The following is a 13901-nucleotide window of genomic DNA, read 5'->3' on the forward strand; positions in this document are numbered from 1 at the left end:
CCAATGGTCGCAGTGCGGCTGTAACCCAGCTGCGCTATGGTCGCCCCCTCACCGCGGCCAGAGGGCTGCGAGATGGATATTCGCAGTCATCGACCGAGGTTCTTCCTGATGAAATCCCTATTCAGCGGCCTGCTCCTGGCCCTGCTGGCAGGCCATGCCACTGCCGCCGCCGACGGCCCCATCCTGATCAAGTTCTCCCACGTCGTCGCCGACGACACGCCCAAGGGCCAGGGCGCCCTGCTGTTCAAGAAGCTGGTCGAGGAGCGCTTGGGCGAGCAGGTGCGGGTCGAGGTGTACCCCAACTCCAGCCTGTATGGCGACGGCGACGAGCTGCAGGCCCTGCTGAACAACGAGGTGCAGCTGCTGGCGCCCTCGCTGTCGAAATTCAGCCAGTACACGCCGAAGCTGCAGGTATTCGACCTGCCCTTCCTGTTCGATGACCTGGACGCGGTCAACCGCTTCCAGAAGCGCGCCAAGGGCCGCCAGCTGCTCAGCTCCATGGAAAAGAGCGACATCACCGGCCTGGCCTATTGGCACAACGGCATGAAGCAGCTGTCCGCCACCCAGCCGCTGCAGAAGCCCGGCGCGGCCGCCGGCCTGGCCTTCCGCATCCAGTCCTCGCCGGTGCTGGAAAGCCAGTTCCAGAACCTCGGCGCCAAGGCGGTCAAGCTGCCGTTCGCCGAGACCCTGCAGGCGCTGCGCAGCGGCACCGTGCAAGGCACCGAGAACAGCTGGTCGAACCTCTACAGCCAACAATACGCGCCCGTGCAGCCGTACATGGTGGAGAGCAACCACGGCGTGCTGGACTACATGCTGGTGACCAACAGCACCTTCTGGTACTCGCTGTCGCACAGCGTGCGCATCGAGCTGGACGCGATCATCGACGAGGTCACCTACACGGTGAACCGCGCCGCCGAGGCGCAGAACCGCGAGGCCCGCGAGCGCCTGGCCGCCAGCGGCCAGGTCACCCTGGTGAGCCTCTCCGCCCAGGAGCGCGAGGCCTGGCGCCAGGCCATGCAGCCGGTCTGGCAGCAGTTCGAGGGCGAGATCGGCAGCGACATCATCCACGCCGCCAAGCAGGTCAACCGCCGCAGCAACTGACGCCTTCCGGCAGGTCGCGCCGCTGTCGGCGCGACCTCGGCCCCTCCCCCCGCTCTGCCGCAGCGGCATATGCCGCCCAGCGCCGGCACACCATCAACAAGCGAAATGAGCCTCCACCCGGCCGGGAAACACGCCTAAACTCTGCGAACTCCGCCCGTTCGCTTATCAGCAGTAGTCACGGCCAGCCATGCACAACCCGCGCTTTTCCGATCTGCACGAGATACCGCCCAAGGCCTTCAGTGCCTCAGCCATCGCGCTGCAGGTAATGCCCTGGCTGCTGGTCAGCCTCGGCGCCTGGGGTGGCCTGCCGCTGTGGATCTGCCTGTTCTGCGGCCTGTGCCTGAGCCTTGGTTTCTTGCCCGCGCTGGCCACCGCCACCCACTGGCGCGCGCTGATGCAGCCACGCCCAAGCGAGCCACAAACACCGGCCTGGCTCGCGCCCTTCAGCGACGAACTGCAAGCCCACTGCAGCCGCCAGCAGGAACAGCTCGAACGCCTGCACCAGCAGTTGCTGACCGCCCGCGGCACGCGCCAGCAGCACTGGCAGGATCTCGATGAACAACGGCAACAGCAGAGCCACAGAGCCGCCGCGCTGCAGGCCGAACTGCCGCTCGCCGATAGCGCCAGCGAGCAGCAGGCCCAGGCCGCGCTGAGCCGCCTGAAGCAGCAGCGCCAGCAGAGCCGTGAACAGGCCGGCAGCCTGGCCGAACGCATGCGTGGCATCGCCCAGCAGGCCGAGACCATCCTGCGCGCCACCGACGACATGGACGCCATCGCCAAGCAGACCAACCTGCTGGCGCTCAACGCCGCCATCGAGGCAGCCCGTGCCGGCGAGAGTGGCCGCGGCTTCGCCGTGGTGGCAGACGAGGTACGCGCGCTGTCCAGCCGCTCCACCGATTTCTCCCTGGCCATTCGCGGCACAGTGGCCGAGATGCTCGACGCCCTGCGCCAGGCCGACGCCCAGGCCAATCAACTGGCCCAGGCCGATGCGCAGACGGCAGACGAAGCGCAGCAGTGCATCGCTGCCCAGCTGGCACAACTGGGTCAATCCCAGGCGCAGGCACTGGCAGGTGCCGCTCGCCTGGCCGAGCTGCTGCAGGCCAATACGCTCACTCCGCCGCCGGAGCCGAGTGATGCCCTCGACGATCTACGCCAGCAGGAGCAGGCCCTGACCGAACTGGCCGCCCGCCTGCGCGAGCACAGCACGACCTAGCAAGCGGTAACGGGAACCGGGATGCGCGCGCTGCGGTCAATCCGCAGAACCCAGCAGTCCCCGTTCACTCCCACGCGAGGCCTGCCATGTCCGCTCCCCGCCCGCCACTCCCGCTGTATCGCTCGTTCGGCCTGCTGGCCTGCCTGGCCCTGCCGGCCGAGGCACAGACCCTGAGCGTCACCACCCTGGCCGATGAATTCGACGGTGCCTGCACGGCGCAGCACTGCTCACTGCGCGAGGCCATCAGCTCCGCCAATGCCACACCCGACAGCCCTAGCCTGATCCTGCTCGGCGCCGGCACCTATCAACTGAGCCTGGCCAACGGCCTGGACGCGCAAGGATGGCCGCGCGAGGAGAACGCCAACCTCACCGGCGACTTCGATCTGCTCGGCCAGGTCACCATTCTCGGCGCCGGCCCAGAGCAAACGCTGATCGATAGCAAGCGGCTCGACCGCCTGTTCGACGTCCAGCCAGACGCCAGCCTCAGCCTGCGCGGCCTGACCCTGACGGGTGGACTCTCGGTTTACGACGGCGGCGCCATCCGTAACCACGGCACCCTGCACGCGATGGACGTGACCCTGCGTGACAACCGCACCTACGCCTATGTCACCAACGTGCAGAGCCGTGGCGGCGCCCTGGCCAACTTCGCCACGGCGCAGCTGCACCACGTCCGCCTGGAAAACAACCTGGTGGATGGCGGCGACATGACCATGGGCCAGGGCGGCGCGCTGTACAACGAAGGCACCCTGCGGGTGCGCGACAGCCGCATCGAGCGCAACCTCTGCCTCGACTATCACGAATTCGGCATGGGCTGCGGCCTGCTCAACCGCGGCACGGCGGACCTGGCGCGGGTAGCCCTGATCGGCAACCGCGTCGGCCCCGATGGCATGGGTGGGGCCATCCTCAACCTGGGCAGCCTGGTCCTGACCAACGCCACCCTCAGCGACAACTATGGCGGCGGCAAGGGCGCCGCGCTGGACAACGGCGACCGCCACAACCCGCAACCGATGGGCACACCCAGCGCCACGTTGAGCCACGTGACCATCACCGAGAACGACGGCTACGGGCTGATCAACGAGGACGGCACGGTCAGCCTGCGCAACGTGATCATCGCCGGCAACCGTGAGCGCGAGACCGGCGAGCCGCGCAACTGCCTGCAGCAGGACCGAGCCGTGGCGATGAATGTGCGTGGCCTGCTGCTAGGCAGCGATGCCGGCAACTGCACCGGCAGCATCAGCGTCGACAACGACCAGGTGCTGGTGCGCGAGCTGTTCCCCCTGGCGGAGAACAACGGCACCCTGGCGCACGCCCTGCGCCGCAGCAGCGCCGCCCTGGACAGCGCCGAGGGCGCCTGCCCCAGCCATGACCAGCGCCGCCTGACTCGTCCGCGTGATGGTGACGGCGATGGCATCGCCCGCTGCGATCTCGGCGCCTTCGAACGCGCCGGCCCCTAGAACCTGTCCGGTTCTCTTGATCGTCGGCCATGCGTCGTTAAAAACAGACCGGGACACGGCGTCTCGGACTGCTCATTTACCGCTCGTAAACTCCGCGTCCTCGTCTGTTTTTGCCTAGCCTGGCTCTAGCTCAAAAGATCCGAAACAGGCTCTAAGACAAGGTCTCAGTCGGCGATCAGCCAGTCCAGGCGGAAGCTGCCCTGGCTCTGCGCCAGCTTCTCGGCCAGCCATGGCAGCAGCTGTTTCAGCTCGTCTTCCAGGCCCCAGGGCGCGTTGGCGATGGCCAGGCCGGAGCCAGCCAGGCGATTGGCATCGTCCGGCGCGTGGACGAACAGCTCGACGCGCAGCAGCTTGGGCGCGCTGGATTTCTCCAGGCCCTGGTAGAAACGCTTGAGCTGGCGCTCGTCCTTGATCGGGTACCAGATGGCGACCACGGTCTGGCGCATGCGGCCGATGGCCTCGTCCAGTGCGGTGACGCAGCGTTCCAGCTCGTCGGCCTTCTCGAACGGCGGGTCGATCAGCAGCAGCGCACGCTTCTCCGCCACCGGCAGCAGGGCGCGCGGCACGTGCCAGCCCTCGCCCAGGTGCACGGCCACGCGGCGGTCGCCCTTCATGTTGTCTTTCAGCAGCTGGCCGTCTTCCGGATGCTTCTCGTTGAGCAGCACGCGGTCCTGCTCGCGGGTCAGCTGGCAGGCCAGCTCCGGCGAGCCGGGGTAGTAACGCAGCGCACCGTCCGGGTTGAGCGTGCGCAGCACGCCGAAGTAGTCGGCGGTGGACTCGGGCAGGTCCGGCGCATCCCACAGGCGGGCGATGCCTTCCAGCCACTCGCCGGTGCGGGTCGCCTGATCGCCCTGCAGGTCATAGAGGCCGACGCCGGCATGGCTGTCGAGGTAGGCGAACGGCGCCTCCTTGCGTGACAGCAGGGCGATGATGCGGCTGATGACGATGTGCTTGAGCACGTCGGCGTGGTTGCCGGCGTGGAAGGCGTGGCGGTAGTTCATGACGGTTCACCTGAAGCGGGGCGCGAATTGTAGCCCGAAGGGATGACGACGGCAGGTTCTAGGCCAATATCAGGGAAGTGAATCTTGCTAGGCGGCCTCTATTCACAATCTTAGACTTCAAGAAGATCCCACCGGAGACACGTTTCATGTCCGAGTCCCTGCTCAGTTCCCGCAACCTGGCCTTCGAACTCTACGAAGTGCTGGACGCCGAAGCCCTGACCCAGCGCGAGCGCTTCGCCGACCACAACCGCGAAACCTTCGACGCGGCCATCGCCACCGCGCGCGGCATCGCCGAGGAGCTGTTCGCCCCGCACAACCGCAAGAACGACGAGCACGAACCGCAGTACGTGGACGGCGCCGCAGTGCTGATCCCGGAAGTCGCCCCGGCGCTCAAGGCCTTCCACGAGGCCGGCTTCCTCAATGCCACCCGCGACTTCGAGGCCGGAGGCATGCAGCTGCCCAACCTGCTGTCGCAGGCCTGCTTCGCGCACTTCCAGTCGGCCAACTGCGCCACCAGCTCCTACTCGATGCTGACCATGGGCGTGGCCAACCTGATCGAGGCCTTCGGCAGCGACGAGCAGAAAGCCCGTTACCTGCAGCCGATCATCGACGGCCGCTTCTTCGGCACCATGGGCCTGACCGAGCCGCACGCCGGCTCCTCGCTGTCGGACATCCGCACCAAGGCCGAGCCGCATGCCGACGGCAGCTACCGCCTGAAGGGCAACAAGATCTTCATCTCCGGCGGCGACCAGCCGATCTCCGAGAACATCGTGCACATGGTCCTGGCCAAGCTGCCGGACGCACCGCCCGGAGTGAAGGGCATCAGCCTGTTCCTAGTGCCCAAGTTCCTGGTCAACGACGACGGCTCGCTGGGCCAGCGCAACGACGTGACCCTGGCCGGTCTGTTCCACAAGATGGGCTGGCGCGGCACCACCTCCACCGCGCTGAACTTCGGCGATAACGGCGACTGCGTCGGCTATCTGGTGGGCAAGCCGCACGCCGGCCTGTCCTACATGTTCCAGATGATGAACGAGGCACGCATCGGCGTTGGCATGGGCGCGATCATGCTCGGCTACGCCGGCTACCTCTATTCGCTGGAGTACGCCCGCGAGCGCCCGCAGGGTCGTCATCCGGATGGCAAGGACCCGACCAGCCCGCAGGTGGCGATCATCGAGCACGCCGACGTACGGCGCATGCTGCTGACCCAGAAGGCCTACGTCGAAGGCGCCTTCGACCTCGGCCTGTACGCCGCCCGCCTGTTCGATGACACCCACACCCTGGCCACTGCGGAAGAGCGCGCCCAGGCCCTGGAGCTGCTTGATCTGCTGACCCCGATCGTCAAATCCTGGCCATCCGAGTTCTGCCTCAAGGCCAACGAACTGGCGATCCAGGTGCTCGGCGGCCACGGCTACACCCGCGAATACCCGGTGGAGCAGTACTACCGCGACAACCGCCTGAACCCGATCCACGAAGGCACCCACGGCATCCAGTCGCTCGATCTGCTCGGCCGCAAGGTGTCGATGAACGGCGGCGCCGCGCTCAAGCGCCTGATGGGCCTGATCCAGGACACCTGCCAGCGCGCTGCGGCGTTCGAGTCGCTGAACCGCCTGCGCGAGCCGCTGGAGCAGTTGGTACAAAAACTGGGTGGCGTGACCCTGGCCCTGCTCGGCGACCTGCTCGCCGGCAAGGTCAACCAGGGCCTGGCCAACTCGGCGCTGTACCTCAAGGTGTTCGGCCACGCGGTGATCGGCTGGCGCTGGCTGGAACAGGCGATCCGCGCCGAAGAAGGTCTAGCGCGCGGCAACGCCGCTGACACCGAGTTCTACCAAGGCAAGCTGCAGGCCGCGCGCTACTTCCTGACCTGGGAAGTGCCGAGCTGCCACCACGAGCTGGCCATCCTCGAGGCTCGCGACGACACCTGCCTGGCGATGCGCGAGGCCTGGTTCTGATCCACGGCTAAGCCGCTGATTTGCCGAGAAGAACGCCCCGCACCATGCGGGGCGTTTCCTTTTGACAGGATGGCAAAGCGGCAGGTTATTATCCGGCATGATCTCTGCTTGGGTTCTACTCGCCGCGACCGCGCGCGGGCAGAACCTGGAGCGTCGCCCCTCGCCTTTTCGCCCGGAGTACGCCCTTGGACGCCAGCACCATCAATAGCCTGTTCCTGATCGGCGCATTGCTGGTGGGAGCGAGCATCCTGGTGAGTTCGGTGTCCTCGCGCCTGGGCATCCCGATCCTGGTGATCATCCTCGCCGTGGGCATGGTCGCCGGCGTCGACGGTCCCGGCGGCATCGGCTTCAGCAACTACCCGCTGGCCTACCTGGTGGGCAACCTGGCACTGGCCATCATCCTCCTCGACGGCGGCTTGCGCACACGGGTTTCCAGCTTCCGCGTGGCCCTGTGGCCGGCGCTGTCGCTGGCCACGGTCGGCGTGCTGATCACCACCGGCCTGACCGGTATGGCCGCCGCCTGGCTGTTCGACCTGAACATGATGCAGGGCCTGTTGATCGGCGCCATCGTCGGCTCCACCGACGCCGCCGCGGTGTTCTCCCTGCTTGGCGGCAAGGGCCTCAACGAGCGGGTCACGGCGACCCTGGAAATCGAATCCGGCAGCAACGATCCGATGGCGGTGTTCCTCACCGTGACCCTGATCGACATGCTCGCCAAGGGCCAGAGCGACTTCAGCATCGCCTTCGTCGGCCACCTGCTCAGTGAATTCGGCATCGGCGCCGCGCTCGGCCTCGGTGGCGGCTGGGTGCTGCTGCAGCTGATCAATCGCGTCAGCCTGCCCAACGGCCTGTACCCGCTGCTGGTGGTGAGCGGCGGCTTGCTGGTGTTCGCCCTGACCAACTTCATGCACGGCAGCGGCATCCTCGCCGCCTACCTGTGCGGCCTGGTGCTGGGCAACCGGCCGATCCGCTCGCGCCACAGCATCCTGCACATGCTCGACGGCATGGCCTGGCTGGCGCAGATCGGCATGTTCCTGGTGCTCGGCCTGCTGGTGACCCCGCACGACCTGCTGCCCATCGCCATCCCGGCGCTGGGCCTGGCGCTGTGGATGATCCTGTTCGCCCGCCCGCTGTCGGTGGTGATCGGCCTGCTGCCGTTCCGCGCTTTCCACGACCGCGAGAAAGTCTTCATCGCCTGGGTCGGCCTGCGCGGCGCGGTGCCGATCATCCTCGCCGTGTTCCCGATGATGGCCGGCCTGGAGCACTCGCAGCTGTACTTCAACCTGGCCTTCTTCATTGTCCTGGTGTCGCTGCTGCTGCAGGGCGCCAGCCTGCCGCTGGCGGCCAGGCTGCTGCGCGTCACCGTACCGCCGGAGCCGGCGCCGATCTCGCGCGCCGGCCTGGAGATCCACCCGACCAGCGAGTGGGAGCTATTCATCTACCGCCTGGGCGCGGAGAAGTGGTGCATCGGCGCGCCGCTGCGCGAGCTGAAGATGCCGGAAGGCACCCGCGTCGCCGCGCTGTTCCGCGGCACCGAGCTGCTGCACCCGTCCGGCAGTACCACCCTGGACGCCGGCGATATCCTCTGCGTGGTCGGCCACGAACACGACCTGTCGGCCCTCGGCAAACTGTTCAGCCAGGCGCCGCAACGCAGCGCCGACCTACGCTTCTTCGGCGACTTCGTGCTGGAGGGCGACGCCCAGCTCAGCGCGATCGCTGCCCTGTACGGCCTCAAGCTCGGCGACGAGGACGGCAACCAGCCGCTGGGCCGTTTCATCGCCCACGAGATTGGCGGTCAGCCGATTCTCGGCGACCAGGTGGAATGGAACGGTCTGACCTGGACCGTGGCCCTGATGGAGGGCAACAAGGTGCGCAAGGTCGGCGTCCGCTTCCCCGAAGGCCAGGCCAAGCCCGGACTGTTCCTCTAAGGCCGATTCGCGGCGCGGGCGAACCTGCGCCGCCAACCGGCGTCAAACATGCCCTGCGCCTCGGCGCCGTCACGGCGCCTGGCATATCATTAGCCGCATTTCCTGCCACGAGCCCAGCACTCGACCATGTCTTTCCTGCGCCCCGTCTTCGCCGGTCTGTTTCTCGGCCTCTGCCTGACCTCAGCCCCTGTCTCCGCGGCCGAGCCGCCTTCGGCCAAGTCCGTGCAGGCCCAGCTCGACACCCTCGGCGACCGCAAGCTGCCGGAAGCCGACAACAACGCCATGAAGGCGCGCCTGGAAGGCACCCTCACCTTCCTCGCCAGCCGCCTGGAGAGCCAGCAGAAGCTGGAGGCGCTGAAGATCCAGCTGCGCGACGCACCGCGCCTGACCGGCGAGGCCCAGCGCGAATTCAACCGGCTGAAGAACACCGCCCCGGTGAACGTCGCCAGCCGCTACGGCAAATCCAGCGTCACCCAGCTGGAACAGCTGCTCGATGAGCGCAGCAACCAGCTGGCCAACTGGCAACAGGAACTGGCCGAGGCCAGCAGCCTGCTGATCACTGCGCAAACCCGCCCCGAGCGTGCGCAGGCGGAGATCAGCAGCAACCAGACCCGCAGCATGCAGATCAACAATCTGCTCAAGGTCGGCAAGGAGGCCGGCAAGCCGCTCTCTCCCGAGTACCGCGACCAGCTCAACGCCGAATTGGCCGCGCTCGAGGCGCAGACCGAACTGCGCCGCCAGGAGCTGGCCGGCAACAACCTGCTACAGGACCTCGGCAGCGCGCGCCACGAACTGCTGCAGGAGCGCATCCGCCGCCTCGACCAGGAAAGCCTCGACCTGCAGACGCTGATCAGCGACAAGCGCCGCGAGAGCTCCGAGCAGACGGTCGCAGAACTGTCGCGCGAGGCCGAGAAGGCCACTCCCGACAGCCTGCTGGCCCAGGAAAGCGCCACCAACCTGAAGATTTCCGACTACCTGCTGCGCGCCACCGAGCGCCTCAACCAGCTGACCCGGATGAACCTGGAAGCCAAGCAGCAGCTCGATAGCGTGCAGCAGGCCACCCAGGCCCTGGATGAGCAGGTCAGCGTGCTCAAGGGCAGCCTGCTGCTGGCCAAGATCCTCTACCAGCAGAAACAGGCCCTGCCGCGCCCGCAGCTGGACCGCAACCTGGCCGACGAGATCGCCGACATCCGCCTGTATCAGTTCGAGCTGAACCAGCAACGCGACAAGCTCGGCGACCTCAACGCCTACGTCGACAACCTGCTGGCCAGCCAGCCGAGCGAGCAGGTTACCCCCGAGCTGCGCAAGACCCTGCTCGACCTGGCGACCACCCGCAACGACCTGCTGCAGCACATGAACCGTGAGCTGAACACCCTGCTCAACGAGTCCATCACCCTGCAGCTGAACCAGAAGCAGCTGCAGGAAATGATCGGCACCCTGCGTGCCACGCTGGACGAGCAGATGTTCTGGATTCCCAGCAACAAGCCGCTCGACCTGGCCTGGCTGCAGCAGCTGCCGCACCTGCTGGAACGCCAGCTGAAAACCATGCCCTGGGGCTCCGGCGTGCGCGAGCTGGGCGCCGGCCTGGTCGACCGCCCCTGGCTGTTCATTCCCCTGTTGCTGGTGATCGGCGCGCTGCTGTGGCGCCGTAGCTGGCTGTACGACAAGCTCGGCAAGCTGAGCGAGGACATCGGCCACTACAAGCGCGACAGCCAGATGCACACGCCGAAGGCGATCCTCTTCAACGTGCTGCTGGCCCTGCCGGTGACCCTGTTCCTCACCCTCTGCGGCGTGGCCCTGCTGGTCGACGCCCGCGGCCAGAACGCCACCCTCGGCAGCGCCCTGCTGGAGATGGCCCAGGCCTGGCTGGTGTTCTACACCCTGTACCGCATCCTCTCTCCCGGTGGCGTGGCCGAACTGCACTTCCGCTGGCCGCGCCCGCAGGTGGCGCTGCTGAGCAAGCAGGTGCGCCGCCTGGGCCTGGTGGTGATGGCGCTGGTGGCGGTGGTGACCGTTGCCGAGCATCAGCCGCAGGCCCTGGCCGATGACGTGATTGGCATCCTCGTGGTGCTCACCGGCTACGCGCTGATGACCCTGATCCTCGGCAAGCTGCTGCTGGCCGAGCCGATGCGCGAGCAGACCTCGCCATTCCGCCTGCTGGTCGGCATCGGCGTGTCCTTGCTGCCGCTGGCCTTCATCGTCGCGGTCGGCTTCGGCTACTACTACACCTCGCTCAAGCTCACCGACCGCCTGATCAACACCCTCTACCTGCTGATCCTCGCCCTGCTGATCGAGGCCGCCTTCGTCCGCGGCCTGGCGGTAGCCGCGCGCCGCCTGGCCTACGCCCGAGTCCTGGCCAAGCGCCAGGCGCAGACCAAGGAGAACGAGCAAGGCGACGAAGTGGCGGTCGAGGAGCCGGGCCTGGACATCGACCAGATCAACCAGCAGTCCCTGCGCCTGATCCGCCTGGCCCTGCTCGGCGGCTTCCTCGCCTGCATGTACCTGGTCTGGGCTGACCTGATCAGCGTGTTCGCCTACCTCGACCAGATCACCCTGTACCAGTATGCCGCCGGCACCGGCGCCACCGCCACGCAGATCCCCATCAGCCTGCTCGACGTGCTCGGCGCGCTGATCATCGCCGGCATCACCATCGCCCTGGCGCGCAACCTGCCGGGCCTGCTGGAGGTACTGGTGCTGTCCAAGCTGCGCCTGGCCCAGGGCAGCGCCTACGCCACCACCACCTTGCTGTCCTACGCCATCGCCGGCATCGGCTTCGTCACCGCGCTGTCCACCCTCGGGGTCAGCTGGGACAAACTGCAGTGGCTGGTCGCCGCGCTCTCCGTGGGTATCGGCTTCGGCATGCAGGCGATCTTCGCCAACTTCATCTCCGGCCTGATCCTGCTGTTCGAGCGGCCGATCCGCATCGGCGACCTGGTGACCGTCGGCACCGTCACCGGCACGGTCAACCGTATCCGCATCCGCGCCACGCACATCACCGACAGCGACCGCAAGGAAGTGATAGTGCCGAACCAGATCCTCCTTACCAGCCAGCTGATCAACTGGACCCTGACCGATACCGTGACCCGTGTCGTGCTGGTCTACACGGTCAACCGCGGCGCGGACCTGGAGATGGTGCGCAAGCTGCTGTTGCAGGCAGCCCAGGAGAACAGCCGCGTGCTGCGCGACCCGGCGCCCAACGTACAGCTGAAAACCTACGGTGCCAGCACCCTGGAGCACGAGCTCAAGATCTACGTACGCGAACTCGGCGATCGCGGCCTGGCCACCGACGAGCTGAACCGACGCATCGACCAGCTGTTCCAGGAGCACGACATCAACCTCGCCTCGACGCCGAAGATGGACGTGGTCTTCAGCCGCAAGCCCGCCGCTCACCCAGCGGAGGCAGAAGCCGAAACCAACGCACCGCAGCAGCCGGCGAGCTGACCAGCAAACGCCGGGACCGCCCATCCCGGCGATTTCCCCCGGGCGTTGCCCGCATGACAAGCTGAGCCTATGAAGACTCTCGACGCGCTGCAGTTCGACAATCGCTTCGCCCGCCTGGGCGACGCCTTCTCCACCGAGGTACTGCCCGAACCTCTCGACGAGCCGCGCCTGGTGGTCGCCAGCTCGGCGGCCATGGCCCTGCTCGATCTCGACCCGGCCGAGGCCGACTCCGCGGTGTTCGCCGAGCTGTTCTCCGGGCACAAGCTGTGGAGCGAGGCCGAGCCGCGCGCGATGGTCTATTCCGGGCACCAGTTCGGCGTCTACAACCCCCGCCTGGGCGACGGCCGCGGTCTGCTGCTGGGCGAGGTGGTCAACGCTGCCGGCGAGCACTGGGACCTGCACCTCAAGGGCGCTGGGCAGACCCCCTACTCGCGCATGGGCGACGGCCGCGCCGTGCTGCGCTCGTCGATCCGCGAGTTCCTCGCCAGCGAATACATGCACGCCCTCGGCATCCCGACCTCGCGCGCGCTGTGTGTCACCGGCTCGAGCACCCCAGTGTGGCGCGAGCGCCAGGAGAGCGGTGCCATGCTGCTGCGCCTGGCGCCCAGCCACGTGCGCTTCGGCCACTTCGAATACTTCTACTACACCAACCAGCACGAGCGCCTGCGCGAGCTGGGTGAGCACGTGCTGGCCTGCCATTTCCCCGAGTGCCAGGCGGCAGAAAATCCCTGGGCAGCAATGTTCCGCGAGATCGTCGAACGCAACGCCGAGCTGATCGCCCGGTGGCAGGCCTATGGCTTCTGCCACGGGGTGATGAACAGCGACAACATGTCGATCCTCGGCATCACCTTCGACTACGGCCCCTACGCCTTCCTCGACGACTTCGACGCCAACCATATCTGCAACCACTCGGACGACGCGGGGCGCTACAGCTTCAGCAACCAGGTACCGATCACCCACTGGAACCTGGCCGCACTGGCCCAGGCGCTGACTCCCTTCGTCGAAGTGGAACAGCTGCGCGAGAGCCTCGGCCTGTTCCTGCCGCTGTTCCAGGCCCACTACCAGGACCTGATGCGTCGCCGCCTCGGCTTCACCCAGGGCGAAGACGGCGATGCCGAACTGATCGAGCGCCTGCTGCAGCTGATGCAGAGCAGCGCAGTGGACTACACCCTGTTCTTCCGTCGCCTCGGCGAGCAGGCTCCGGCAGAGGCCCTGGCGCAACTGCGCGAGGACTTCGTCGACCTGGCCGGCTTCGACCAGTGGGGCGCGCAGTACCTGGCCCGCAGCGAACGCGAAGGCGGCGAGCAGGCCGCACGGCGTACGCGCATGCACGCGGTCAACCCACTCTACCTGCTGCGCAACTACCTGGCGCAGAACGCCATCAGCGCCGCCGAACAAGGCGACTACGGTCCGGTGCGTGAACTGCACGCGGTGCTGGCGAATCCCTTCGAGGAGCAGCCTGGCATGCAGCGCTACACCGAGCGCCCGCCGGAATGGGGCAAGCATCTGGAAATCAGCTGCTCGTCCTGAGCCACACAGGTGCGCAGTTTTCTGCGCACCACTCCCTCTCGTCCCCGCTCCACGCCCCATCCCGCGCCCATCTGGCGCCCTGCGCAAGCCCCTGCACAGCCCTGCGCCAGTTGTTGCACAACCTTTGGTGACCTGGCGCACAAGCGCTTTTCTTGGCCTTGCCTAGCTTGGCTGTAGGCCGCGCCGTAACTGGTCTTAGGTCGCCTGGCACGTCCCTTGTACTCCTCCGAGCTCCCGGACCGATCCGGTCCTCGTCTCAATGCAAGGAGCGCAACATGCCAACA

General features: G+C 67.1%; 8 protein-coding genes. 7 read left to right on the plus strand and 1 reads right to left on the minus strand.

Annotated elements, in window-relative coordinates:
* The first annotated feature begins 108 nt into the window (after positions 1-108).
* From IP89_RS06560 to IP89_RS06570, 3 genes are all read left to right on the plus strand, one after another.
* Positions 109-1101, plus strand: a complete 993-nt coding sequence (locus IP89_RS06560) for a TRAP transporter substrate-binding protein (protein WP_043308503.1) — start codon at positions 109-111, stop codon at positions 1099-1101.
* Between the two features lie 394 nt (positions 1102-1495).
* Positions 1496-2314: a methyl-accepting chemotaxis protein gene (locus IP89_RS23690; RefSeq protein ID WP_256203116.1), complete on the plus strand. Its 819-nt coding sequence runs from the start codon at positions 1496-1498 to the stop codon at positions 2312-2314.
* Positions 2315-2400: 86 nt separating this feature from the next.
* Positions 2401-3768, plus strand: coding sequence for a CSLREA domain-containing protein (locus IP89_RS06570; protein ID WP_043308504.1), 1368 nt, complete (start codon positions 2401-2403; stop codon positions 3766-3768).
* Between the two features lie 164 nt (positions 3769-3932).
* Here the strand turns inward: IP89_RS06570 and IP89_RS06575 are convergent, their stop codons facing one another.
* Positions 3933-4769 carry a 23S rRNA (adenine(2030)-N(6))-methyltransferase RlmJ gene (locus IP89_RS06575; RefSeq protein ID WP_043308505.1) on the minus strand — a complete coding sequence of 279 codons (837 nt, stop codon included), beginning with the start codon at positions 4767-4769 and terminating at the stop codon, positions 3933-3935.
* Positions 4770-4915: 146 nt separating this feature from the next.
* On the opposite strand from IP89_RS06575, the gene IP89_RS06580 reads away from it, so the two are divergent.
* The 4 genes from IP89_RS06580 to selO all read left to right on the plus strand — a co-directional run bounded on the left by IP89_RS06580 (position 4916) and on the right by selO (position 13617).
* Complete coding sequence (locus tag IP89_RS06580) at positions 4916-6718, plus strand: acyl-CoA dehydrogenase (protein ID WP_043308506.1); 1803 nt, start codon at positions 4916-4918, stop codon at positions 6716-6718.
* Between the two features lie 185 nt (positions 6719-6903).
* Entirely contained in the window at positions 6904-8646 is a 1743-nt protein-coding gene (locus tag IP89_RS06585) for a potassium/proton antiporter (RefSeq protein ID WP_043308507.1), read from the plus strand.
* Between the two features lie 126 nt (positions 8647-8772).
* Entirely contained in the window at positions 8773-12087 is a 3315-nt protein-coding gene (mscK, locus tag IP89_RS06590) for a mechanosensitive channel MscK (RefSeq protein WP_052080984.1), read from the plus strand.
* Between the two features lie 69 nt (positions 12088-12156).
* Positions 12157-13617, plus strand: a complete 1461-nt coding sequence (gene selO, locus IP89_RS06595; RefSeq protein WP_043308508.1) for a protein adenylyltransferase SelO — start codon at positions 12157-12159, stop codon at positions 13615-13617.
* Positions 13618-13901: the final 284 nt, after the last annotated feature.

The organism is Pseudomonas sp. ML96 (genome assembly GCF_000761545.1).
Classification (GTDB): domain Bacteria; phylum Pseudomonadota; class Gammaproteobacteria; order Pseudomonadales; family Pseudomonadaceae; genus Aquipseudomonas.

What these genes read in the sequence shown, in the direction of transcription:
- IP89_RS06560 (WP_043308503.1), top strand. Translation starts at nt 109, where the DNA reads ATGAAATCCCTATTCAGCGGCCTGCTCCTGGCCCTGCTGGCAGGCCAT.
- IP89_RS23690 (WP_256203116.1), top strand. Translation starts at nt 1,496, where the DNA reads ATGCAGCCACGCCCAAGCGAGCCACAAACACCGGCCTGGCTCGCGCCC.
- IP89_RS06570 (WP_043308504.1), top strand. Translation starts at nt 2,401, where the DNA reads ATGTCCGCTCCCCGCCCGCCACTCCCGCTGTATCGCTCGTTCGGCCTG.
- IP89_RS06575 (WP_043308505.1), bottom strand. Translation starts at nt 4,769, where the DNA reads ATGAACTACCGCCACGCCTTCCACGCCGGCAACCACGCCGACGTGCTC.
- IP89_RS06580 (WP_043308506.1), top strand. Translation starts at nt 4,916, where the DNA reads ATGTCCGAGTCCCTGCTCAGTTCCCGCAACCTGGCCTTCGAACTCTAC.
- mscK (WP_052080984.1), top strand. Translation starts at nt 8,773, where the DNA reads ATGTCTTTCCTGCGCCCCGTCTTCGCCGGTCTGTTTCTCGGCCTCTGC.
- selO (WP_043308508.1), top strand. Translation starts at nt 12,157, where the DNA reads ATGAAGACTCTCGACGCGCTGCAGTTCGACAATCGCTTCGCCCGCCTG.